This window comes from Flavobacterium piscinae (assembly GCF_004122145.1).
Classification (GTDB): Bacteria; Bacteroidota; Bacteroidia; order Flavobacteriales; family Flavobacteriaceae; genus Flavobacterium; species Flavobacterium piscinae.
The window spans coordinates 1-24890 of sequence record NZ_SBKQ01000013.1; the positions used below are offsets into that span (position 1 = coordinate 1).

Sequence of the window (24890 nt, forward strand, 5' to 3'; positions counted from 1 at the left end):
CAGCACAGAACGATTACAGTACGGCAATCAGTGGAGCGGATGCAACAGCTTTTGTCAATACAACACCGATGAGTCAGGAGATATATGCCATTTTGGTTAATCCGAACACGCAAAGTGGTTGTCCGACCATTGTTCCGATAACCCTAACGGTTCACAAGTTACCCGAGCCAACAGTTCAGGACGACTTTATTTGTGCCGATCCTTTAACGGGAGCCATCATTAGAGAAGCGGTCTTAGAGAGTGGATTAGATCCAGACACACACGAGTTTTCATGGACAGATTCCGCAGGAAATGTATTGGGAACAGACGCAAACTTAACGGTAAACACACCGGGAGCCTATACCTTAACGGTTATCAATGACCAAACTGAGCCCAACTGTTCCAATACGGTAACGGTGAATGTGGTTCAATCCGAGCAAGCCACCTTGAGTTATGTACAGAGCAATTATTTTACTGATAATGCTACAATCACCATCATTGCAGAAGGAATCACGATTCCGGATCAAGGCAATTCGAATTATGTGTATAGTTTAGACTATGGTCCATTCCAAGCCAGCAATGTGTTTACCAATGTGAGTGCAGGAAGTCATTTGGTGACGGTACAAGACTTAAACGGATGTCAAGATGCCACTATCGAGGTGTATGTGGTAGATTATCCATTGTTCTTTACACCCAATGGAGATGGTCATAATGACACATGGAATATTTTTACCTTAAGAGAGACCAATCCTAACGCAAAAATTTATATATTTGACCGCTATGGAAAATTCCTGAAACAAATAGCCCCTGCGGGTCAAGGATGGGATGGAACATTCAACGGTCAAAACCTCCCATCAACCGATTATTGGTTTACGGTAGAGTATGTAGAAAACGATCAAACCAAAACATTTAAAGCACATTTTTCATTAAAAAGATAGAAACCCCATGAATCTGAATCTTAATTTTAAAAAATCTTATTTACTTCTAGTGTTATTTATTTCGCAGTTTTCTTTTTCGCAAGAAGGGATTGCTGTATATTCGGATTATTTAACAGATAATTATTATCTAATCCATCCTTCTATGGCCGGTGCTGCTAATTGTGGTAAATTAAGAGTAACCAGTCGAGCACAATGGTTTGGTCAGGAAGATGCACCAAGTTTGAGTACAGCAAGTTTTAATACAGGTGTGGGGGAACGCTCCGGAATTGGTGCTATTTTGTTTTCCGATCGAAACGGATACCACTCGCAAAAAGGTATAAAATTAACATATGCTCACCACATTATGTTTTCACGTAGTGAAATTGATTTAAATCAATTGTCATTTGGACTAAGTGGTATTTTAGTACAAAGTCAATTGGATGAAACGGATTGGTTAAATAATCAACCATTTGATCCAATTGTAGGAGGTATTACTCAAAAGGATTCGTATTTTAATTTAGATTTAGGGGCATCCTATAATTATCTAGAATTTTATACTCATTTTACTGTTAAAAATTTAATGGGTAATGTTAGAAGAGAATTGTATACTGATTTTGAAACAGATAATCTTAGAAAATATCTTATAAGTGCAGGCTATGTATTTGGGAATAGTGATCGTTTGCAATGGGAGCCTTCCATTCTTTTTCAATTAGTTGAACAGACTAAGGAAAGATCAATTGATTTGAATTTAAAGGTGTATAAAAATATGGATTTTGGTAAATTATGGGGCGGTTTGTCATATAGAAGAAGTTTTGATGGAGCTGAATATTTAGAGGGCGGAAATATTGGTGAACAAAGATTACAATATATTACACCTATAGTTGGTGTAAATTTTAATCAGTTTATGTTTGCTTACACATATTCTCATTTAACAGGTAATGTTCGTTTTGATAATTCTGGATTCCACCAAATTACATTGGGTATGAATTTATTCTGTAAACGAGAAAAATACCAATGTAACTGTCCTGCAATTAACTAATAAATTTCATCCCGACACTTGTCGGGATTTTTTTCATCTATGATAATTAAGTCTGTAAACGGTAAATCACCTGTTATTCCAGGTGATTGTTATGTAGCGGAAAATGCTACTATTGTTGGTGATGTTCAACTTGGGTCTTTGTGTAGTATCTGGTTTAATGCTGTGGTACGTGGGGATGTTCATTTTATTAAAATAGGTAATAAAGTTAACATTCAAGATGGAGCGATAATTCATTGTACTTATCAAAAGCACCCAACAATTATCGGTAATAATGTTTCCATTGGTCATAATGCCATCGTGCATGGTTGTACTGTTCATGATAATGTTTTAATCGGAATGGGAGCCATTGTGATGGATAATTGTGTGATAGAAAGCAATTCGATTATTGCTGCAGGAGCTGTTTTAACACAAAACACACACGTAGAATCGGGAACAATTTATGCCGGTGTTCCTGCAAAGAAAGTCAAAGATATCAATCAATCAGACTTTGCAGGTGAAATTGATCGTATTTCGAATAATTATGTGATGTATTCCGGATGGTTTAAGGAAGAATAATTCTAAAAGTCTTTTTCAATAACCGGGTATTTATTTTTCAAAATTGATTTTAATACTGTTGGATTAAAATTAGTATAAAAGATTTGATTGCAATTCTTTTCTTCGCTCAATAAATTCTTTTCTGATAAAATATTTTTTGTCTGACGGGCAACAGCTTCACCGGAATCGATAATTCTAATATGCTTTGGTAGAATTTTTTTAATTTGAGGAATTAAATAGGGGTAATGACTGCATCCTAAAACTAAATAATCAATGTTGGCGTCCACCATAGGCTCTAAATATTTCTTCAGTAAAACCGTCATTTCATTAGAAATCATTTTGCCTTCTTCAATTAGCTGAACGAGACCATAACCCACTTGTTCTACAATTTTTGTATTGGGGTAATTCAACACATTTTGGTTAAATAATTCACTGCTTAATGTTCCTTTTGTGGCCAAAATACCAATCGTGTGTGTTTCAGAGTTGTTTGCAGCAGGTTTTATAGCCGGCTCAATACCAATAAACGGAACATCATAACTCGCTCTAAGTTCTTTTATGGCATTGGTGGTGGCGGTATTGCAAGCCACTACAATTAATTTTGCATTTTGATTTAATAAAAATTCAGTATTTTTTTTGCTCAAGGAGATTATCTCTTCTTTCGATTTTTGGCCATAAGGTGCATTTTTACTGTCGGCTAGGTAAATAGTGTTTTCATTTGGTAGTAAGGTGTGAATTTCTTTCCAAATGGAAGTACCGCCAATTCCGGAATCAAATAGACCTATGGGTGCTGAATTTGTCATATTTCAAAAATAAAAAAAAACTGCTCAATTCCCGTTAAATTGGGTGAGCAGTTTTTATGTTTTTTTGATAGATTTCTTAGAAACCTAAGTCTTTCTTAACATCTAAAGTTAAATCGGTTCCGTCAGCAAAAATAGCAGAGTTTACATCGATAACATAATTGAAACCTTTTGCTTTTCCGACTTTTGCAATTGAAGCTTTGATTTTTTCCATTAATGGTTTAGCCAAATCAGATTCTTTTTGTTGCAACTCTTTTTGAGCAGTTTCTCTATAATCTCTGATTCGTTTTTCCATATCCTGTACTTCTTTTGCTCTTTCTTCGTTTACTTTTTCAGTAACGGTTGCCGCTTCTTCATCATATTTTTTCAATTTCGCATAATATTCATCGGCCATTGTTTTGAATTCTGCATCATATTGTTTGCTAAGCGTTTCTAATTGTTTTTGAGCATCAATCATAGCAGGCATTTTCGTAATTAACTCATTTGTATCGACATGTGCTATTTTTGTTTGTGCGGATGCAATTTGGCTTGCACTAAAGAATAAAATAGTCGCAATAAATAAAGTTTTCAATTGTTTCATCATTTCTAGTTATTATTAATTATTGTTTTCGTTTTGTTTTTCTTTGTTTTCGTTTTGTTTTTCTTTGTTTTCGTTTTGTTTTTCTTCTCTTGCTTTTTTTGCGGCTTCTCGATCGGCTAATATTTTTTGTTTACGTTCCTCAATTTGTTTTTTTCGTTCTTCTAATTTTTGTTGTCTTTCCTGTTCTGCTTTCTGTTTTACTTCAGCAGCTGTTGGTTTTGACTCTTCTGTTTCCGTATTTTCTTCTGATTTTTTATCAGTGGAAGCGTCCCCATCAGTTGTTTTATCGTCTTCTTTTACATCTTTATCAGAAACTGTGCCATTCTTTTTTGCTTCCCGTTCTTCTTTCATTTTAGCACGTCTGTCCTCAAAGTCTTTTTTCTTTTGAGCAGCAAGTGCTTTACGAGCTTCTGCAATACTATCTCTTCTTGATTTTCGTTCTTCAAGAATTTTTTTTCGTTCTTCTAATGCTGGGTTATTATCGTCTTTGTAATCTTCAATACGTTCTTTTTCTTCTAATGCTTTGAGTTGCTTTTTACTCATTTGTTCACGTTTTGAAGCTCGAGTTAATGAGCGAATCACTTGATCGCTGATGTCATGTCTTTTCGCAGCAAAAAGCACTGTCAAATCGGATGATTTATCAAGAATAAAATCAAATTTTTTAGCTTCTGCTAAATCTTGTACTGCAGTAAAAACCTGGTCTTGGATAGGTTTTATTAAAACTGCTTTCTGAACGATTAAATCACCGTTAGGACCAAATCTTTTTTGTTGGTAATCGATAAGTTCTGTTTCAAGAAATTTGATTTCCTCTTCTTTTTCTTCAATTAATTCTTTGGTTAAAAGCACTCTTTCGTTTGCAAGGCTTTCTTTAAAAGCATCAATTTCATTTTGTTTGGTTTCAATTTCTTGTTTCCACTTTTGAGCTTTTAATTCTAATTGATTTTTTGCTTCCGTATAATCCGGAACATTTTGAAGGATATATTCCATATCAATATAACCGATTCTCACACCTCTGGTTTGTGCTTCAACAGCCATTCCGGATAGTGATAAGAGCAATAAAAAAACTAATTTCTTCATATTCTTTAAAATTATCATGTAAATATAACAGAAATTAACAATTAAAATTGTTGTCCGATAATAAAATGTGTCTCCCAGCCATTTTTTTGTGTTTGTCCGGGTAATGCGTCAAAGCCGTGTCCGAAGTCAATTCCCAATAAACCAAAGGCTGGCATGAATACCCTAAGTCCCATACCTGCGGAACGTTGCAGTTTAAAAGGATTGTATTCCTGAAAGTTATTATACGAAGCTCCGGCTTCTACAAAGCCTAATACATAGATAGAAGCGGCAGATTTTAAAGTTATGGGATAACGAAGTTCCATAGTAAACTTGTTGTAGATTGTACCCCCATCTACTTGATTTCCATTTTCATCTAAAGGAACCAATGACTGATTTGGATAACCTCGAAGCTGGATGACTTCTCTACCATCCAAAGCAAAGTTAGCTAATCCATCACCCCCTAAAAAGAAACGTTCAAATGGCACTAACCCTCTTTCATTGTTATAAGCTCCCATAAACCCAAATTCGCCTAATGTTCTGAATACCAATGCATTTTGATTGGTTCCGGCAATTTTAGTATACCAATCTACTTTTAATTTAATTTTATAAAATTCTAACCAATTGAATCGTTTTTGGTCTACTTTTCCTTGATCAACCGCTGCATCTGCGAAATTTTCTTCAGAAACAGGGTTTCCATTTTCATCGATTAATGTCCCAATTGGAATAGTGTTTCCTGTGCTTGGGTCAGGTGTCTCTTGAGTAGTTCTTAGTTTATATTCTTTTTGATTTTTTAAATCACCATAATCAACTCCATTAAATAACGAATAAGGAGGTGTAAATTTAGCAGTAATTGAAAACTCAGAACCATAAACCGGGTAGATTGGGTTGACCCCTTTATTGTTCCTTGTCAAACCTATTGTATAGGCTAGATTTCTGGAGGAACCATCACCAAATGTAAATAGTTGTGAAATATTATAGTTATTTAAGTCATAATATTGAAAGCTAAGGGACTGAGATAACACAAAAAAGTCATCTGGGACAGTTAATCTTTTGGCAATTCCAACCGAAATAGAGGTTATATTGAAGTATCGATCTCGATCAACATCTCTACTTCTAAAATTATTTGCATATTGTTTACTGTGCGATATAGAAGTAGAAAATTGAATTGGTTTTTTCCCACCTAACCATGGCTCAGAAAACGTTAAACTGTAGGTTTGAAAGAATGAACTTCCTTGTAAACGCAAAGACATTCTTTGTCCATCTCCCATAGGAAGTGGTTTATAAGCATCTTTCTTAAAAATATTTCTAGCCGAAAAATTGTTGAAAGATAAACCAAGTGTTCCAATGAATCCACCACCGCCATAACCTCCTTGCAATTCAATTTGACTTGAACCTTTTTCTACTAGATTATATTCTATATCAACAGTTCCCGCAGCCGGATCTACATTTTTAAATTTAGGGTCAATAGCCTCGGGATCAAAAAAACCTAACTGTCCAATTTCTCTAATTGTGCGAACTAAGTCTTCTTTGCTGTATTTTTGTCCCGGTTTTGTTCGAAGTTCACGATAAATTACATGATCATTTGTTTTATCGTTTCCAACAACTGTAATCTTATTAAAATAGGCCAACGGTCCTTCTAAAATTCTAATTTCAAAATCGATAGTATCGTTAGCAGTTCGAACTTCTACCGGGTTGATGTTTGAAAATAAATAGCCGTTATTTTGATATAGATTGGTGATATCGTTGGCGTCCGGATTTTTCTTATTAGCAATTCGTTCTTGAAGTAAAACACCGTTGTAAGTTTCTCCTTTTTTGATTCCTAAGACACGACTAAGACCTTCGTCTGAGTAAATAGTATTTCCCAAGAATTTGATATCACCAAAATAGTATTTTTTACCTTCTTCTACTTTAATCTTTACATCAACAGTGTTTTTTTTGTTGTTAAACGTAACACTGTCATAAATAATTCGTGCGTCCCGATACCCTTTTTCTTTGTATTTATCAAGAAGACTCACCAAATCTTCTTTGTAATTTTCTTTGATAAATTTAGAGCCTTTCCAGAATCTACCGGGGAATTTTACTTTTGTATTGGACATCGCTCTTTTTAATTTGCTGTCCTTCATCTCTTCATTTCCTTCAATGTCGATACTGGAAACTTTAATTTTTTTACCTTTATCTACATTGATAACCATCTTAACTTCATTTCCGCTGGTTGTATCTTGAATGGTGTTAATGGCTACTTTGGTATTATAGAATCCGTCTTTTTTATATTTGTTTTCTATGGTGGTTTTGGTTGTAGTGATTAAATTTTCATTTACAACTTTCCCTTTTGTTAGGTTAATTTCTTTTAAAAGTGTTTCTGCTTTACTTTTTTTAAGTCCTTGAATTTTAGCTTCATTTAATTTGGGGAGTTCGACCATGTTCAATTCTAAAAAAATAGTGTCTCCTTTGATACGATTGACGTACATATCAATATCACTAAACAAACCGAGTTTGCCTAATTTTTTAATTGCGGTACTTATTTCTTCTCCGGGAACTACAATTTTTTGCCCTTTTTCCAATCCTGAAAAAGTGACGACAGTTTGTTGATTAAAGGTTATTTTTCCGGTAACTTCAACACCACCTAAAATGTATTGGGAACCTCTTTCATAAGGTATAGATTCTTGTGCTCTTAATTGAAAAATACTTCCCAAAAAAAGTATTGCAAAAATTGACGTAATGTTTCTCAACACGCTTTGTTTATTTAATTTGTTCACTTGTTTTTCCAAACCTACGTTCTCTTTTTTGATAACTAATAATAGCTTCATATAAATGTTGTTCTCTAAAATCCGGCCACAAGACATCAGTAAAAAACAATTCTGCATAGGCAATTTGCCATAACAAAAAATTACTGATTCGGTGTTCTCCACTGGTTCTGATTAATAAATCAACATCGGGTAGATTGTGTGTGTAAAGATGTTGATTTATAATTGTTTCATCAATAGATTCTGGCGAAATTATATTATTTTTAACTTTATCACATATCGTTTTTATGGCGGAAACCAACTCCTCTCTGGATCCGTAACTCAAAGCGAGTGTTAAAGTCATTCGTTTATTTTCCTTTGTTTTGTTAATTACTTCTAAAAGTTCTTTGTGTGCAGAAGTTGGTAAAAGGGACAAATTACCGATTGAATTTAGTCTAATTTCATTTTTTTGGAGTGTTTTCAACTCTTTTTTTAATGATTTTATTAATAAATTCATCAAAGTATCTACTTCTAATTTAGGACGATTCCAATTTTCGGTTGAAAAAGCGTATAAAGTAAGGTTTTCAATACCAAGTTTAGCACAACATTCAACTGTTTCTCTCACCGATTTTGTGCCTTTTTCATGACCAAAAGCTCGGATCATTCCTTGTTGTTTTGCCCAACGACCATTACCATCCATTATGATAGCAAGGTGTTTGGGTAAGTTGTCTTTATTTATTTGTTCTTCTAAAATCATTTTTATTCCGGACAAAAACAAGGGTTTTCTCCAAATGTATAAGTTAATGTAAATCCGGTAAACATATACCAATCTTTACTATTTATATTTCCAAATTGTAAGGATAACAAATTTTCGTTTTTTGGATTACTCCCGTCCAAATTATCAGTAAACGTAAATCGAGCCCCAATTTCAAAACCTGCAACTAAGTCTCTTGTTAATTTTGCTTTAACACCAACAATCATGGGAATAGCTAATGCTCCTTCCTGATAATCTTCACTGGCTTTACTTTCTAAATAATATAACTCTTTGTATGCAAAATAACTCAAACCCGTGTACACGTATGGAGTAAATTGTGGCTTCATACTATGCAAATCAAATTCAAAAAAATTAAACTCCATTCCGGCCGAAACTTCATGGAGGGTATTTTTAAAATTTAATCCTCTTAGTTTTCTATCAGGCACATCTGAATCCAAATCATTAGATGAAATTTTTCCATATGTGTAAGAAAAACGATAGGTGTGCCTCGTACTTCTATTCCATTTATAAATAATTCCAATAGCAAGGTCATTTGGTGCAATATAGGTGGTTGGTCCAACATCACCAATATAATTCGCTCCTCCGGCAAAAACACCTATTTCGTTAATTTGGGCATTTAATCCGACATAAAAGAGTGTAAAAAACAATGCAATCTTTATTCTATTCATCGATTTTGAAATAGCGTGCAAATATAACAATTATCACTAGTTTACAGCTAAATAATTGCTATTTATCACAAATTAATTTCAAAAAAAACGGAAATAAAAGGGTGGTAGTATAGTTGAAGGGGTTTATTTTTTTTAAAGTTGGGTTAATTTCGTTTGTCAACACCCCATAATAATTTGTTTCGAAGTGTTTTTAGAAACGTTTCGTCATTAATTTCAACCATATTAATTTTAAATTGTGTTTTTTTAATGGTTAAAACGGTTTCGTTATCCATTGTAGCAATTCTACTATCCAAAGAAACCAAAAACTGTGGCTCTCTACCCGAAACTTTTAATCTGATTTCTGTTTTATCCGGAATAACTAATGGTCTCGCATTGAGGTTATGCGGAGCAATAGGTGTAATAACTAAACTTTTTACATCAGGAGTTAAAACCGGTCCGCCACAACTCAAAGAATAACCGGTGGATCCTGTTGGTGTAGATATTATAAGGCCATCTGCCCAATAGGAAGTCAAATATTCACCATTAAGGTAGGTTTCAACAGTAATCATGGAGGTAGTATCTTTACGACTAACCGAAATTTCGTTTAAGGCAAAATTAATGTCTTTGATTTCTGTGTTTTTTGGATTGCTCTCTAAACTTAATAAAGTTCGTTTGGACACACTGTAATTTTTATTTAAGATGGATTGTAAAAACAATTCAATATTTTCTTTTTGCACTTTGGCTAAAAAACCTAGTCTACCGGCATTGATGCCCAAAATAGGTATTCCTGTATTTCGAACATAAGTAATGGCTCGTAAAATGGTTCCGTCACCACCAATACTAATTAGAAGGTCAAAGCTGCTGTCTAAATCTTTATAAGTTGAAAATGTTCTGTACTCTTTTTTTAGAATTTCCTCAGCATACAAAATTTTCAAAAAGGCTTCCTCTATCACCAATTCAACATGATTATGGTTCAAATACACAAAAATGTCCTTAATAATAGGTCGTGTATCATTTTGATAATACTGTCCGAAAATCGCAATTTTCATGCTTAGATATTTAAGTATTTATCTAAATAATCTGAACGTTCTTTCAAATTGTTCAAATAATTGTCCTCTTGGTGTTCTGAAACGATTTCATAATTGTATCGTCGGAAAGTCTGTATTATTTCGTTCATGCCACCCAGCGATAGTTTAATGGTAATTTCAACAAAATCAGCATTTGCCTCAGAAATAAAAACACCTAAAATCTTGCCGTTATTCGTTTCAATTATTTGTGTAACTTGGCTCATTGAAAAATCAACGGTAGGTTTTTTAACGATAATAATACCGCCTTGTTCTTTAAGAAATGGCGTTTCGGCAAAAAACTGAACAATATCGTTTAGCTCATAATAACCTAAATAATTGTTTTGTTCGTCTAAAACCGGAATTAAATTGGTGTGATTCTGTGCAAAAACCTCCAAAACATCAAGCCATATCATGTTGTTTCTGGCAAAAAAACCTTCCAAAGTGTAACGATAGTCTATTGCCGATTTGTGATTGTCAAAAGTAATGACATCATCGGCAGCAATACTTCCAATGTAAATTCCTTCCTGCACTACCGGAAAATGAGAAAACGTTAAATCGGTAAAAAAATCTTGAATGTTTTCAATAGTTTCTTTACTGTCAAACGGTTTAAAATCATTGTTGATGTAGTTCGTTATTTCTAACATAGCCATTTAATTTCGTTGCAAAATAATCAAAAAATACTATAAAAGAGCATGTTTTAGTTTGTATTTTTGCAATCATTTTCTAATTCAATCGTTTCTAATTTATGACAAAGTTAAGCGTAAATATCAACAAAATTGCAACACTTCGAAATTCCAGAGGCGGAAATGTGCCAAATGTGATGCAAGTGGCCAAAGATGTGCAGCATTTTGGGGCTCATGGTGTCACCATTCATCCTCGCCCGGACGAACGCCATATTCGTTATCAGGACGCTCGTGATTTGAAACCGATTGTTTATACTGAATTTAATATTGAAGGAAATCCGGTTCAAAAATTCATCGATTTAGTATTGGAAGTAAAGCCAACGCAAGTAACATTAGTGCCCGATGCAGATGATGCATTAACTTCAAATGCGGGTTGGGATACCATCAAAAACAAAAGTTTTTTAATAGAAGTTATTCAGGAATTTAAACGAAATGATATCCGAACTTCGATTTTTGTTGATCCGGTTTTGTCGATGATTGAAGGTGCTAAAATCACCGGTACAGACCGAATTGAATTATATACAGAAGCGTTTGCTCATCAATACAGTTTGGGAAACAAAAGTGGAATTCAACCCTACATTGAAGCAGCCGTTTTATCTAATCAATTAGAAATGGGTGTCAATGCCGGACACGATTTGAGCTTGGATAATATTCAGTTTTTTAAAGAAAATATTCCTAATTTATTAGAAGTTTCCATTGGTCACGCACTCATTTGTGAGTCACTTTATCTCGGAATCGAAAATGTGGTGAATATGTATTTACATAAACTTAAGTAAAATGCTTTTAGACCTGAAAAGTTTTTAAAACTTCCTAGGTATAATTAAAAATCCGATAAAATGTTATATTCAAAAATAGAAGGAGAAGGAAAGCCGCTAATTATTCTTCATGGATTTTTAGGAATGTCTGATAATTGGAAAACACTCGGCACTCAATTTGCAGAACAAGGTTTTCAAGTTCATATGCTCGATTTGCGTAATCACGGGAGAAGTTTTCATTCGAATGAATTTAACTATACAGTAATGTCAGAGGATATTGTTGCGTACTGTAATTTCCATCAATTAAAAAAAATAGACATTATTGGGCATTCGATGGGAGGAAAAGTGGCTATGTTTTTAGCGATAAATCATTTCGAATTAATTGATAAGTTGATTGTTGCTGATATCGGTCCGAAATATTATCGACCACATCATCAAGATATTTTAAAAGGATTAAATGCAGTTGATTTTTCAGTAAAACCCGAAAGAAGTGAAGTGGAAGAAATAGTAAAGAAATACATTCCTGACTTTGGAACCCGTCAATTTTTAATGAAAAGTTTATATTGGAAAGAACCGGGGCAATTGGCATTCCGATTTAATTTGGATGTTTTTAATAAAGAAATTGAGCAGGTTGGAAAAGCTATTCCGGAAGAAGCTCATTTTGAAAAACCAACTTTGTTCATCAGAGGAGGAAACTCAAGATATATCTTAGATGAAGATTTTGAACCAATTAAAAATCAATTTTCAAATGCTGAATTTCAAACAATTCCAAATGCAGGGCATTGGTTGCATGCCGAAAATCCAAAGCTGTTTTTTGAAATTGTGATGAAATTTTTAAAACCTTAATATTTTTTTGTAATTTTAATTAAAATTTTAACGTATGGGGTTATTGCTTCGAATTTTAATAACAGCTGCTTTGGTAATGCTAATTGCCCATCTTTTGCCGGGCGTTACCGTTGATAGTTTTATTCAATCTATCTATGTTGCCATTATTTTAGGTTTGTTAAATATATTTATCAAACCATTAATTGTGTTGTTCACTCTGCCCGTAACAATCCTAACTTTGGGTCTTTTTCTGCTTGTAATCAACGCTTTTATTGTTTTACTGTGTAGTAATATTGTGGGCGGTTTTCATGTAGAATCGTTTTGGACGGCATTATTTTTCAGTATAATTTTGTCGATATTTCAATCTGTCGTTTATAAGTTAACAAAAGGAGAAGAAAAATAACTACGCTGAATTGTTAAAATTCAAGTAATTACTATTGGTTGGGTGGTGAAAAAGTTGTACTTTTGCCACCCAATTTTAGTATATAAATAGAAATGAATATCACAAGAACAAATGTGGATGCTTTGAATGCGGTGGTTACCGTGGCGGTTTCCAAAAATGATTATGCTTCTAAAGTAGAAAAAGTATTGGCAGATTATCGAAAAAATGCTTTAATTCCAGGATTTAGAAAAGGAGCAGTGCCAATGAGTTTAATTCAGAAACAATATGGAAAAGCCGTGTTGTTGGAAGAAGTAAACAAAGTATTACAAGAAAACTTAAACAACTATTTAGTTGAAGAAAAATTAGATATTTTAGGGAATCCGCTTCCAAAAGTTACAGAAGATTTCGATTGGAATAAAGAAGATTTTACATTTGATTTCGAGTTAGGATTAGCTCCGGAATTTTCAGTGGATTTGTCTGCAAAAAATAACATTACAGCGTTCAAAATTATTGCGGATGATAAAATGTTGAACGATCAAGTAGAACGAATCCAAAAACAATATGGAAAATTAATTTCGAAAGATACAGTAGAAGAAGGTGACGATTTAAATGTTACGTTCTCAAACGAAGTAAACGGAATCAATAGTACAACTTCTATTTCTTTGGATGTTTTTAAAGACAAAAAAACTGCCAAAAAATTCATCGGCAAAAAAGTGGGGGATGTAATCGAAATTGGAACCAAAGGGTTGTTTGATGACGATCATAAACTAATGGATTATTTAAAAGTTGATCACGATTTAGTACATGGTTTGGATATTGAAGTTTCAGCTAAAATTGAAGGGATTACAACCAGTGAAAAAGCAGAATTAAATCAAGAATTGTTTGATAAATTATTTGGAGAAGGAAATGTAACTTCAGTTGATGGCGTAAAAGCAAAAATCAAAGAAGATGCTGAAAAACAATTTGCTCAACAAGCGGATCAAAAATTCTTAAATGATGTAACCGAATTTTTATTGGAAAGCACCAAGTTTGACTTACCCTCTGAATTTTTAATCAAATGGTTACAAAACGCAGGTGAAAAACCTTTGACAGAAGAAGAGGCAAGAGAAGAATTCGCCAAATCAGAAAGAGGTCTTCGTTACCAATTGATTGAAGGTAAGATTATGACAGAGAATAACTTACAAATTACTTTTGAGGATTTGAAAGCATTCACTTCAGAATTAATTAAAAAACAAATGGCTCAATTTGGTCAAATGAATCCAACTCAGGAAGATATTGACGGAATCGTAGCCCGCGTACTTTCTAACCAAGACGAAGTAAAAAGATTGTCTGAACAAGTGATGAGCGAAAAGATGTTAGGTCTTTTTAAAGAGAAAGTTAAAGTAAAGACAAAAGAAGTTTCTTACGAACAGTTCGTTAAAGAAATGTACGGAGAATAAGAATTTTCAAAAAAAGTAGTATATTTGGGCGTCGAATGTTAATTTGACGCTCTTTTAGGTTTAAATGAGCAAATAAAAAAAACAGCTATTTTAAAATGAACTTCGGAAAAGAATTTAAAAAATTTGCTACCAAACACCACGGTGTGAATAGCATGTATTACGATAAAATTGTAAGTGGAATGACCCCTTACATCATTGAAGAACGTCAACTAAATGTTTCACAGTTAGACGTTTTTTCTCGTTTAATGATGGACAGAATTATCTTCTTGGGAACAGGAGTAGATGATTATGTAGCCAATATTATTCAAGCACAATTGTTGTTTTTAGAAAGTGTTGATGCTTCTAAAGACATTCAAATATATATTAATTCACCGGGCGGAAGTGTCTATGCAGGATTGGGGATTTATGATACCATGCAGTATGTAAAACCTGATGTAGCCACAATTTGCACAGGTATGGCCGCTTCTATGGGAGCTGTTTTATTGTGTGCCGGTGCCGAAGGAAAGCGTTCAGCATTACCGCATTCAAGAGTTATGATTCATCAACCTTCAGGAGGAGCACAAGGTGTTGCAACTGATATGGAAATCAACTTAAAAGAAATGTTGAAACTAAAAGACGAGCTCTATCAAATTATTGCTAATCATTCCGGACAATCATTTGAAAAAGTGTATAAAGATTCAGAACGCGATTATTGGATGATTGCCGATGAAGCTAAAGAATACGGGATGATTGATGAAGTTTTAAGAAGAAAATAGTTTTAGGTGAATTTTTTACCAATTCACATTCACCTTTAACCCATTACCATAAAAATATGGCAAAAGAAATGTTGGAATGTTCTTTCTGCGGAAGAAAGAAACCCGAAACAAATTTGTTAATCGCCGGTATCGATGCTCACATTTGTGACAAATGTATTGATCAGGCACACGGCATTGTTTTAGAAGAACTAAAGCAGAGCAAGCATTCGCATGGTTTGGGCGATTTGGTGCTCAAAAAACCAAAAGAAATTCGTTCTTTTCTAGATCAATATGTAATTGGACAAGACCAAACTAAAAAAGTTATGTCTGTTGCTGTTTACAACCATTATAAAAGATTGATGCAGAAAAATCATGATGACGAAGTTGAAATTGAAAAAAGCAACATCATCATGGTGGGACAAACCGGAACAGGAAAAACATTGGTGGCTAAAACCATTGCCAAAATGTTGAATGTACCGCTGACTATTGTAGATGCAACGGTATTAACAGAAGCTGGCTATGTTGGTGAAGATGTGGAAAGTATTTTAACACGTTTACTACAAGTAGCCGATTATGATGTAGCAAAAGCGGAGAGAGGAATTGTATTTATTGATGAAATTGATAAAATTGCTCGTAAAAGCGATAATCCATCCATTACCAGAGACGTTTCAGGTGAAGGAGTTCAGCAAGCATTATTAAAATTGTTGGAAGGAACCGTTGTGAATGTTCCGCCAAAAGGAGGGAGAAAACATCCTGATCAAAAATTTATTGAAGTAAACACACAAAATATTCTTTTCATTGCCGGCGGAGCTTTTGATGGTATCGAACGCATTATTTCCAAACGATTAAATCGTCAAGCAGTGGGATACAGTGTTTCGGCTAATTTAGATCAAATTGATAAGGACAATTTGATGCAATACATCATCCCAAAAGACATTAAAGATTTTGGATTGATACCAGAAATTATTGGTCGACTTCCTGTTTTATCCTACATGAATCCATTAGACCGAGAAACCCTTCGTTCCATTTTAACTGAGCCAAAAAATGCTCTTATCAAACAGTATAAGAAGTTGTTTGAAATGGATGGTGTAGATTTCTCTATTTCAGAAGAAGCTTTGGATTATATTGTAGATAAAGCCTTAGAATACAAATTAGGAGCTCGCGGTTTACGTTCGCTTTGCGAAGCCATTTTAACGGATGCTATGTATGATTTGCCAAGCTCAGATGAAAAAACACTGCATATCGAAAAAAGTTATGCCGAACATACGTTAAACAAAAACATGTTACAACGATTAAAAGCTGTTTCTTAGAATTACAAACTATACTAAATTAAACTAATCCTGAAGTTTTTGCTTCAGGATTTTTTTGTGGAATTATTTGATGATTTTCTTTTTGAATTGGAACTTCACATCGTCTACCGGGTCCACAACCAAGTCTTCTTGGTCCACAAGAATAGAATGTGATTAAAAGTAGAAGTATAACTAATTTTTTCATATTAAATCTGTTCCGCAAACTGCATCCGTAATAATTGCTCCAAATAAGTACGCTCGTTGGATAATCTCGGAATTTTATGTTGTCCGCCCAATTTATCTCGTTCTTTTAACCAATCATAGAATAAATTTGGTCGGGCAACATTAATAATTAACGGATTTAAAGTCATATTATTACGTCTTTTCGCTTCATAATCCGAATTGAGTGATTGTAATGTATCGTCAAGCATTTTTTTGAAATAGTTAATGTTTTCCGGTGATTTTTTAAATTCAATCATCCATTCATGAGCTCCTTTTTCTTTTCCATCCATAAAAACAGGAGCAACCGTATAATCAACTACTTCTGATTGCGTTTCATGGCAAGCTTTAGCTATGGCTTGATCGGTATTTTCCACTATAAGTTCCTCTCCGAATACATTGATGTAATGTTTTGTTCTTCCGGTAACTCTGATTCGATAAGGATTTAAAGAAGTAAACCGAACCGTATCACCTATCATATAACGCCATAAACCGGAATTGGTTGTAATTACAACCGCATAATTCTTAAACAATTCTACTTCGGCTAAGCGTACAATTTTTTGCTCCGTTGTACCAAATGTATCCATCGGAATGAATTCATAGAAAATTCCGTAGTCCAGCATCAGGAGTAAGTCGTTTGAATTATTCAAATCCTGAATGGCAAAAAAACCTTCGGAAGCATTATAAATTTCGTAATAATTAAAATCATTACTCGGAAACAATTTTTGATACTGTTCACGATAGGGGTCAAAACTCACACCACCATGAAAGTAAACTTCGGCATGCGGCCAAATTTCTAATAAATTAGTTTTGCCCGTTTCTTCTAATACTTTATTAAGCAAAACCAACATCCAGGAAGGCACGCCGGCCAAACTGGTAACATCCTCATAAATGGTCTCTTGAACAATTGCCATTAGTTTAATTTCCCAATCGCCCATAAGTGAAACGCGGTTGGAGGGTGTTGAACTAAATTCAGCCCAAATCGGCATATTATCAATCAAAATAGCAGATAAATCACCAAAAAAAGTATTATTATCTTCATAAAGTTCTTTACTTCCACCCAAGCGAAGACTTTTACCGACAAACAACTGCGAATCTTCATTATTGTTTAAATATAAACTCAATAAGTCTTTACTCGCTTTGTAATGACAGTTTTCAAGTGATTCATTGCTCACCGGAATAAACTTGCTTTTGGCATTGGTCGTTCCGCTTGATTTGGCAAACCATTTGATGGAAGTTGGCCAAAAAATATTTTGCATACCTTTCCGCGTCTGTTCTATCATAGGTTCTAAATCTTCATAGGTAGAAACCGGAACCCGTTCGGAAAAAGTTTGGTAATTTTTGATGGTATTAAAATCATATTGCCTACCCAACATGGTGTTTTCCGATATTTTGAGAAGAGAAAGAAGTAATTCTTCTTGCACTTCATTGGGATATTTCATAAACAATTCAATTTGATGAATCCGTTTTTTTAAGATCCAAGTAGCAATCGAATTGATAATGGGTAGTGGCATTTTTATCTATTTATTAATATGCTGTTTGATTTGAAAATTAAAAATACAAACCTAACTTTACAGCTTCACCAAAAATAATGATTTTTGGGAAACGATGAACTTTAATTGACAAACTTTCTCTTTTATGACTTACGAGGGCGTTCTAACCAAAATGCAAACCGAACTTGGTAATCCCATTCACTATTATTTGGTGTTTGAAAATAGCTTTTTAAACCTTAATCAATTATTAGATAAGGAACTTGAAATTTCCTTTCAAGGGTATCAATGTTTGAATTGTGGAAAGAAGAAAAAAATTTTTCGTCAAGGGTTTTGTTATGACTGCTTTATGGCGAGTCCGGCAGCCGGCGATTGGATAATGAAACCTGAACTTAGTAAGGCTCATTTGGATATTGAAGACCGTGATTTGGAGTATGAAAAAAAAGTACAGTTGCAACCGCATATTGTTTATCTAGCTCTATCCAGTGAAGTTAAAGTGGGTGTTACAAGAAAAACGCAGATCCCGACTCGTTGGATTGACCAAGGTGCTGTGCAAGCTATTCCAATTGTTGAAGTTCCTAATCGATATTTGGCAGGTATTGCTGAAGTAGCTCTTAAAAGTCAATATGCCGATAAAACAAATTGGCAAAAAATGCTCAAAAATGAAGTTCCTCCTGTTGATTTAGTTCAGGAACGTTTAAGAGCAGGAACGTTTTTACCCAACGAAGTACAAGAATATTATAGTAATCAACATCCAGATTTGATTGATCTTCACTATCCTATACTCACATACCCAAAAAAAGTTTCCAGCTTAAATTTAGAAAAATCACCAATTTACCAAGGGAAATTATCCGGTGTAAAAGGTCAGTATTTGATTTTTCAAGACGGTACCGTTTTTAATGTTCGAACATTTGAAGGATATATAGTAAGGATTCTACTATAAGTTATCAACTACTTCGATTTCGGAATCGTTTTCTAAATTAAGATATAAAATTCTCAATAAACACTGACATTCGTCATGTTTTTTTATCTTTTTCGGACGGAAATTTGTCTCATAATTCAAAACCTCACAATTATGAAACGATTATTCAATTTCGAAAAAGGAATTTTTCTATTGTTCTTTATAGCCACTTCAACCCTTGGTTTCGCTCAAAAAACGTTAATACTTGATGCAAAGCCACAATTAAAAATTTCCGGAACATCCAGTTTACATGATTGGGATATGGTTTCTGAAATTGCTACCGGAAAACTTACAGGAACAGTTGAAGGGAACAAATTAACAACAATTACTTCACTTGTAGTTGAAATGCCGGCCGAAAGTATCAAAAGCGGAAAAGGTGGAATGGACAAAAATGCTTACAAAGCATTAAAAACAAATCAATACAAAACAGTAAAATTTGATTTAAAAGCAGCTTCAAAACACACAGATGGTACATGGAATTTTAGCGGCACATTTACCATTTCGGGTGTATCAAAATCAGTGACAATAAAAATTAAAGAATCAATAATAGGAGGTCAAACAGTATTTGAAGGAAGTTATTCTTTTAAATTGACCGACTACAAAATCACACCACCAACCGCTTTAATGGGAACCGTAAAAACCGGTGATGATGTTAAAATAAGTTTTACACTAAAATTCAAATAATTCTAAAATCAACCTCTAAATTAATTTAAAAATGAGAAATTTATTTACCCTTGCTCTTGTATTGATAAGTACACTGGCATTCGCTCAAAAGCAACAATATCAATTAAATAACTGGAGACCTTATGATAAGACCGGATTGTCTATGTTTGAGGCTCCAAAAGACACAGCAACTACATTTGAAAATGTAAAAGTTCGTATTGGTGGTGCATTTGCTCTTCAGTACCAAGCATTAGATCATGAAAACAATGCAGATCCGGTTCTAAACACAAATGGTGTAAATACCAATCAGTTAGCAAATTTAGGAAACAACTTTAATTTAGCAACAGCCAATTTAGATATTGATGTGGCTTTGTATGATGGAGTTAACCTTCACTTGAGAACGTATCTTTCTTCTCGCCACCATCCGGAACCTTATGTTAAAGGAGGCTACATTCAAATTGATAAGTTAGATTTTATCAGTAAAGGATTTATGGCAGAAACAATGAAGAATCTTACCATCAAAATTGGTCACATGGAAAACAATTATGGTGATGCTCACTTTAGAAGATCAGACAATGCGTTAGCCATTTATAATCCATTTGTCGGTAATTATATCATGGATGCTTTTACTACAGAAGTTGGAGCAGAAGTTTATTATCAAAGAAGCGGCTGGATAGCAATGCTTGGAGCAACTAATGGTAAATTAAATCAAGCTACTAATGCACCAGGCGTAACAAGTCCATCAGTAATAGCAAAAATCGGCTATGACAAACAGTTGAATAATGATTTACGTTTTAGATTAACTGGATCTATATACAACACAGCTCAATCTGCTAGAACCTATCTTTATGGTGGTGACCGTGCCGGTTCACGTTATTACTTTGTAATGGAAAATACTCTAGCCACTTCTAAAGATAATTATTCTTCTGGTTTAATTACACCTGGATTTACTAATGAATTAACTGCGATTATGATAAACCCATTCGTGAAATACAAAGGGTTAGAGTTCTTTGGTATGGTTGAAAAAGTAAGTGGAAAAACTAAAGCAGAAACTGACGAAAGAGATTTTACTCAACTAGGAGCAGAATTAATCTACCGTTTCGGGAAAAATGAAAACCTTTATGTAGCTGGTCGTTACAATAACGTTTCTGGAGAAACTTTAGCCAATGAAGATGTAGATGTAACTCGCTTCAATATAGGTGGAGGTTGGTTTATGACAAAAAACATTTTGATTAAATTTGAATATGTTAATCAAAAGTATGACGGCTATGCCAATACAAATATCTTAAACGAAGGTAAGTTTAATGGATTTGTTGCTGAGGCTGTGATTGCATTCTAAAACAAACAATATGCGTGTTTTTGGTTTCATATTAGTTTTAACAGGAACGCTGTTTTCAACACCTAAAGAAGATTATCTGTTGGTCAGTACAAAACAGTTTACTGTTCAAGGTACTACTTCAATTGGAGGTTTTGAATGTAACTACGATATGAATGCTAAAGACACGCTGTTTTTTAATCAACCTCATAAACAAACAAAAATCTCACACTCGGTTCCGGTCAAAAATTTTGGATGTGGAAATTTTATTCTAAACAATGATTTTAGAAAAACATTAAAAGAGAAAGAATTTCCAACTGTTAGAATTGAGCTTTCAAATTTTAAAAAAAGTGCGGAAAATTACAGTTGTGATTTAACACTGAACTTGGTTGGAAAACAAAAAATATACAAGAATCTCCCTTTGAAATATGATAAAAACAGCTTGATTGGAAACATAACATTACAATTCAGCGATTTCAATCTCATTCCTCCCAAAAAAATTGGAGGAATGATAAAAATAAAAGAAGAAATTAAATTATCTGTTAGTTTACAAACAAAATAGTTGCGTTAGTTAGTTTTAAAAAAGAACCCCAAGTTGTATTTCCAATTTGGGGTTGCTTTTTTATTCTTTTTTCTTTTTGTTGCCAAACAAGTTGTTTAATCCGTCCTTTACTTTGTCTTTTACAACTTCCTCTGTTTTGGTTTTCACATCCTCTTTAGTTGAGGGAGTTGTAGTTTTTGCAGTGTCTTTTGGGTTTTTTGTTTGATTTAACAAATTGCCTAAAGCAGAGGTTCCTTGGTTTAGTAACTTCTGTTTTTGTTGTTCCACCAATTGATTAACCAAAGCAGTTGTGGCTTGCTTCATGTCTGTAGAAATAGTTGGTTTAGAAAAATTTCCACCCAACATGGCTGTTACCGGAATGTTTTTAATATTTGCTGCATCTGCCGGAGATAATTTGGCAATTAAATTGTTTGCTTCTTTTCCTAAATATTTAGCGGGAACATCAAATTTTAGATTGTAATTCATCGATTGATCAAAACCATGGGTTCCAGCAACATTTACTGTAACATCTTCATATTTAATGTCAAATGGTTTTACATTTACTTTCCCGTTTTCAAACGACAAACTTGTTTTTAAATCATTTAAATTCACTTTTTTCAAATCAATAAAATTAATTTGATTGTCCAACGCACTTAACAAAGTAGAGTTGGAAGCATTTACAGTAGTAGAAAGCAATTGACCAACCAAATCTCCTGTTAATGTTTTTAAATCCGGAATCATTTCTTTTGCATCCAAATTACCCGAAACTTTGATAGTTGAATTGAGTTTTCCATTTATAACATTAGCAATCGGAGCAATGCTTTTCATCATATCCAATTGCGTAAATGTTTCGCTGATGTTAACCTTATTCAAATCTAAATTCATTGCAAATGTGGGTACTTTTGTTTTGGTAGAAACATTTCCGTTTAAACCAATCATACCTCCAAAAATGTTTGTCTTCACATTTTCTAGGGTTACTCTTTCCTCTCTCACAATTAATTTTCCTGAAACATCTTTTAAGGTTAAATTATCGTATAAAACAGTGTTGGCTTTTGCATTTAAAGTGATATCTAAAAAAGCAGGAATCTTCATGGCTTCGCTCGGTTTTTGGCCTTCTTTTGTTGGTTCTTCCGTTGTCATGAAATCATTAACAGCCAATTGATTAGAACTCATATTGAAATTTCCTTTCAAATTCTGATTATTAAACAAGTAACCATAAAAATTTTCTAAAACTCCATTCACATTAATGTCGCTTTTCCCTGTTTGAGCTGCAAATTTTTGTAAGTTCAATCTGCTTGGATTAAATTGAACAATCGCTTCACTAATATCCATTCCTTTACCGTTTTCATCGGTATATTTAAATCCGGTTACACTTACTAAACCTGCATTTTGAATGTTTTGGTATTGCTCTTTTTCTACCGATTGCATATCAAATTTTGTCGTTACATCTGCCTTTAAAATTCCTGAAAGCGGCATGTCTAATTTAATTGGATAGGCTTTGCTGAGGTTTCCTAAGTTAATTGTTCCTTTCAAAGCGGCATCAACCAAAGGATTTTCAGAAACATTTCTAATAGTTGCTTTCGCATTAAAAACATCCCGGTCAATTTTAAATGACAAATTATCGATGTTCACATATGTATCGTTTATCAAACCGGTTTCGTTTTTAATTTTGGTATCAATGACGATGTTTTCCACTTTTTTAGGTAAGTCAGGAAATTTAAAGGAAGCATTGTTAGAAGCTATTTCCAAGTTGAATTTTGGAATAGTGGTTTCAGAATACAATCCTTTTACAAAACCGGCAACTTTAAAATCACCAGTGGTTTGAATTTTATCCAAATCGCCTTTATACGCCGATGGAACTAATCCTAAAAAATTTTTAAATGAGGAGGTGGGCGTTTTAAAGGTTAAATCATAGTTTTGTCCTGCTTCTACCAATTGAATAAAACCGGCAAATTCTAGTGGTAATTGATTGATTAATGCTTTGTTGTCTTTGAATTCATATTTGCTGTTCTCCAAATCTATTCCTAAAATGGCATCCAACGTTAACGAAATGTCTTTCATATAATTGGTTTTATCCATATCCAAACTCAGCATTGCTTTGGTTTGAGTATCTAAATCCAGTTTAGAGGCGGCGAAATTTCCAGTTCCGGTATGATTAATTTTATCCATCACCATTTTTATTTTTGAACTTTCATCCAAAAAAGTAAATTTCAAATTTTCAATGGAATAACTCTGAATATTCATTGCAAAAGGCTTGCTGTCTGAAGGGTTTTCTTCTTTATCATCTTTCAAAGCAATATCAAAATTACCAATACCATCTTTATTAAAAATGATGTTTACAATGCCGTTTTTACTGGAAAAAGACTCCAATTCCATAGATTCACCTTCCGATTTTAATAACTCTTTTACTGACATTTTCAGGTTCAATTCACCCAAATAAAAAAGTGTATCGCCTTCAAACGGTGCTTTATTAATGATGCTCAATTTGTCAATCGTCACATTGGCACGAGGAAAACTCTTAAACAAACTTAAACTCACCTCTTCAAACGCCACATTGGCATCCACTTTTTCGTTAATCGATTTCAACACTAATTGCTTGATTTTGTCTTTAAACAAAAACGGGGCTGCTGCTAAAGCAATAATGGTTATTAACAAAAAAATCCCTAAACCTTTTAAAATTTTCTTCATCCTAATTATGTTTATTTATTTGGAGCGAATGAGAAGATATATTTAATCTAAAATTAATTCTTCACCTCTATTTAATTTGAAACGTTTTTGAAAAAAATAAACTGCCAAGTATAAAATTGGAGTATCTAACACTGCGATTAACACTTTAAATAAAAATCCGCTCAGCAACAATCCGGGAAATAAATCCCAACTCAATATGTTAAAACTACATAGCAAAAATAATACCGCAAATGTATCAACAAATTGCGAAGTGAAAGTAGAAAAGTTATTTCTTACCCAAAGCATTTTTCCTTTGGTGACTTTTTTCCAAAAATGGAAGATGTAAATGTCGATGTATTGTGCCGCCAAATAAGCAATCATTGATGCCAAAACAGCCAACGCGGTTTGACCAAAAACTTTAGAAAATAAAGCATCATCAACCGGCGAATTGTCAATGGCCGGAGCAGCATTGGCAACGTAAACAATTAATAATGAAAAAACAGAAGCAAATATTCCCGCCGTTACCACTTGATTGGCCTTTTTCTTCCCATAAACTTCTGAAATTATATCGGTAATTAAAAATGTAACCGGATAGGGTAGAATTCCCACTGAAATTTCAAACCGATACAATCCGAAAAAATCCCAATAAAAAAATTTCTGAAAAATTAAATTCGACACCACCAACGAAGCAATGAACATGGCTCCAAGCGTAAAATAAATTTTATAAGCAAACAACTTGTCTTTTGTTTCCAACTCTTTTTTTAACAAAAGTAGGAAATATGTATGCAATCAGTTGTTAAGAAAATTAAAAAA

25 protein-coding genes are annotated in these 24890 nt (G+C 33.6%); 13 read left to right on the plus strand and 12 right to left on the minus strand.

Translation table 11 applies throughout. The features are described from left to right. The 3 genes from EQG68_RS12185 to EQG68_RS12195 form a co-directional block, all read left to right on the plus strand. Positions 1-917, plus strand: a 917-nt coding sequence (locus tag EQG68_RS12185) for a T9SS type B sorting domain-containing protein (protein WP_164975453.1), incomplete at its 5' end; no start/stop codon positions are given. Between the two features lie 7 nt (positions 918-924). Continuing rightward, a complete protein-coding gene (locus EQG68_RS12190; RefSeq protein ID WP_129465168.1) occupies positions 925-1935 on the plus strand; it encodes a PorP/SprF family type IX secretion system membrane protein in 1011 nt (336 codons plus the stop codon). A 39-nt stretch (positions 1936-1974) separates the two neighbouring features. Continuing rightward, the gene (locus tag EQG68_RS12195) at positions 1975-2490 is read left to right on the plus strand and encodes a gamma carbonic anhydrase family protein (RefSeq protein ID WP_129465169.1); all 516 of its coding nucleotides are present in this window, start codon (positions 1975-1977) and stop codon (positions 2488-2490) included. A gap of 2 nt (positions 2491-2492) precedes the next feature. On the opposite strand, the gene murI is transcribed toward EQG68_RS12195, so the two are convergent. The 8 genes from murI to EQG68_RS12235 all read right to left on the minus strand — a co-directional run bounded on the left by murI (position 2493) and on the right by EQG68_RS12235 (position 10758). Further along, complete coding sequence (murI, locus tag EQG68_RS12200) at positions 2493-3269, minus strand: glutamate racemase (RefSeq protein WP_129465170.1); 777 nt, start codon at positions 3267-3269, stop codon at positions 2493-2495. Between the two features lie 76 nt (positions 3270-3345). Then, positions 3346-3846, minus strand: coding sequence for an OmpH family outer membrane protein (locus EQG68_RS12205; protein WP_129465171.1), 501 nt, complete (start codon positions 3844-3846; stop codon positions 3346-3348). 15 nt (positions 3847-3861) lie between these two features. Continuing rightward, positions 3862-4923, minus strand: a complete 1062-nt coding sequence (locus EQG68_RS12210; RefSeq protein ID WP_129465172.1) for an OmpH family outer membrane protein — start codon at positions 4921-4923, stop codon at positions 3862-3864. 41 nt (positions 4924-4964) lie between these two features. Next, positions 4965-7709 carry a BamA/OMP85 family outer membrane protein gene (locus EQG68_RS12215; protein WP_129465173.1) on the minus strand — a complete coding sequence of 915 codons (2745 nt, stop codon included), beginning with the start codon at positions 7707-7709 and terminating at the stop codon, positions 4965-4967. Continuing rightward, positions 7642-8382: an isoprenyl transferase gene (locus EQG68_RS12220; protein ID WP_129465174.1), complete on the minus strand. Its 741-nt coding sequence runs from the start codon at positions 8380-8382 to the stop codon at positions 7642-7644. Before EQG68_RS12220 ends, EQG68_RS12215 begins: the two co-directional genes overlap by 68 nt. A 2-nt stretch (positions 8383-8384) precedes the next feature. Further along, positions 8385-9068 (minus strand): type IX secretion system protein PorG, encoded by a 684-nt coding sequence (gene porG, locus EQG68_RS12225; RefSeq protein WP_129465175.1) that lies wholly within the window; start codon positions 9066-9068, stop codon positions 8385-8387. 143 nt (positions 9069-9211) lie between these two features. After that, positions 9212-10096 (minus strand): NAD kinase, encoded by an 885-nt coding sequence (locus tag EQG68_RS12230; RefSeq protein ID WP_129465176.1) that lies wholly within the window; start codon positions 10094-10096, stop codon positions 9212-9214. Between the two features lie 2 nt (positions 10097-10098). Further along, entirely contained in the window at positions 10099-10758 is a 660-nt protein-coding gene (locus EQG68_RS12235) for a CBS domain-containing protein (protein WP_129465177.1), read from the minus strand. A gap of 101 nt (positions 10759-10859) precedes the next feature. Between EQG68_RS12235 and EQG68_RS12240 the strand changes: the two genes are divergently transcribed. The 6 genes from EQG68_RS12240 to clpX all read left to right on the plus strand — a co-directional run bounded on the left by EQG68_RS12240 (position 10860) and on the right by clpX (position 16242). Continuing rightward, positions 10860-11573 (plus strand): pyridoxine 5'-phosphate synthase, encoded by a 714-nt coding sequence (locus EQG68_RS12240; RefSeq protein WP_129465178.1) that lies wholly within the window; start codon positions 10860-10862, stop codon positions 11571-11573. Between the two features lie 60 nt (positions 11574-11633). Next, positions 11634-12398, plus strand: a complete 765-nt coding sequence (locus tag EQG68_RS12245; protein WP_129465179.1) for an alpha/beta fold hydrolase — start codon at positions 11634-11636, stop codon at positions 12396-12398. 34 nt (positions 12399-12432) lie between these two features. Further along, positions 12433-12780 carry a phage holin family protein gene (locus EQG68_RS12250; RefSeq protein ID WP_129465180.1) on the plus strand — a complete coding sequence of 116 codons (348 nt, stop codon included), beginning with the start codon at positions 12433-12435 and terminating at the stop codon, positions 12778-12780. A gap of 92 nt (positions 12781-12872) precedes the next feature. After that, positions 12873-14198, plus strand: a complete 1326-nt coding sequence (tig, locus tag EQG68_RS12255; protein WP_129465181.1) for a trigger factor — start codon at positions 12873-12875, stop codon at positions 14196-14198. A gap of 95 nt (positions 14199-14293) precedes the next feature. Continuing rightward, positions 14294-14953, plus strand: coding sequence for an ATP-dependent Clp endopeptidase proteolytic subunit ClpP (gene clpP, locus EQG68_RS12260; RefSeq protein WP_129465182.1), 660 nt, complete (start codon positions 14294-14296; stop codon positions 14951-14953). A 56-nt stretch (positions 14954-15009) separates the two neighbouring features. Continuing rightward, the gene (gene clpX, locus EQG68_RS12265; RefSeq protein WP_129465183.1) at positions 15010-16242 is read left to right on the plus strand and encodes an ATP-dependent Clp protease ATP-binding subunit ClpX; all 1233 of its coding nucleotides are present in this window, start codon (positions 15010-15012) and stop codon (positions 16240-16242) included. A gap of 19 nt (positions 16243-16261) precedes the next feature. Here clpX and EQG68_RS15085 read toward each other — a convergent pair whose 3' ends face one another. Continuing rightward, positions 16262-16426: a hypothetical protein gene (locus EQG68_RS15085; protein ID WP_164975454.1), complete on the minus strand. Its 165-nt coding sequence runs from the start codon at positions 16424-16426 to the stop codon at positions 16262-16264. A gap of 1 nt (position 16427) precedes the next feature. Then, on the minus strand, positions 16428-17954 hold the full coding sequence (locus EQG68_RS12270) for a GH3 auxin-responsive promoter family protein (protein ID WP_129465184.1): 1527 nt from the start codon (positions 17952-17954) through the stop codon (positions 16428-16430). A gap of 124 nt (positions 17955-18078) precedes the next feature. Between EQG68_RS12270 and EQG68_RS12275 the strand changes: the two genes are divergently transcribed. The 4 genes from EQG68_RS12275 to EQG68_RS12290 all read left to right on the plus strand — a co-directional run bounded on the left by EQG68_RS12275 (position 18079) and on the right by EQG68_RS12290 (position 21431). After that, a complete protein-coding gene (locus EQG68_RS12275) occupies positions 18079-18873 on the plus strand; it encodes a DUF2797 domain-containing protein (protein WP_129465185.1) in 795 nt (264 codons plus the stop codon). A gap of 132 nt (positions 18874-19005) precedes the next feature. Further along, positions 19006-19575, plus strand: coding sequence for a YceI family protein (locus EQG68_RS12280; RefSeq protein WP_129465186.1), 570 nt, complete (start codon positions 19006-19008; stop codon positions 19573-19575). Positions 19576-19606: 31 nt separating this feature from the next. Then, positions 19607-20893, plus strand: a complete 1287-nt coding sequence (locus EQG68_RS12285) for a hypothetical protein (RefSeq protein ID WP_129465187.1) — start codon at positions 19607-19609, stop codon at positions 20891-20893. A gap of 10 nt (positions 20894-20903) precedes the next feature. Then, complete coding sequence (locus EQG68_RS12290) at positions 20904-21431, plus strand: YceI family protein (RefSeq protein ID WP_129465188.1); 528 nt, start codon at positions 20904-20906, stop codon at positions 21429-21431. A gap of 60 nt (positions 21432-21491) precedes the next feature. Here EQG68_RS12290 and EQG68_RS12295 read toward each other — a convergent pair whose 3' ends face one another. Together EQG68_RS12295 and EQG68_RS12300 are read right to left on the minus strand one after the other, a co-directional pair. After that, a complete protein-coding gene (locus tag EQG68_RS12295) occupies positions 21492-24098 on the minus strand; it encodes an AsmA-like C-terminal region-containing protein (RefSeq protein WP_129465189.1) in 2607 nt (868 codons plus the stop codon). Between the two features lie 42 nt (positions 24099-24140). Next, entirely contained in the window at positions 24141-24776 is a 636-nt protein-coding gene (locus EQG68_RS12300; protein WP_129465268.1) for a queuosine precursor transporter, read from the minus strand. Positions 24777-24890: the final 114 nt, after the last annotated feature.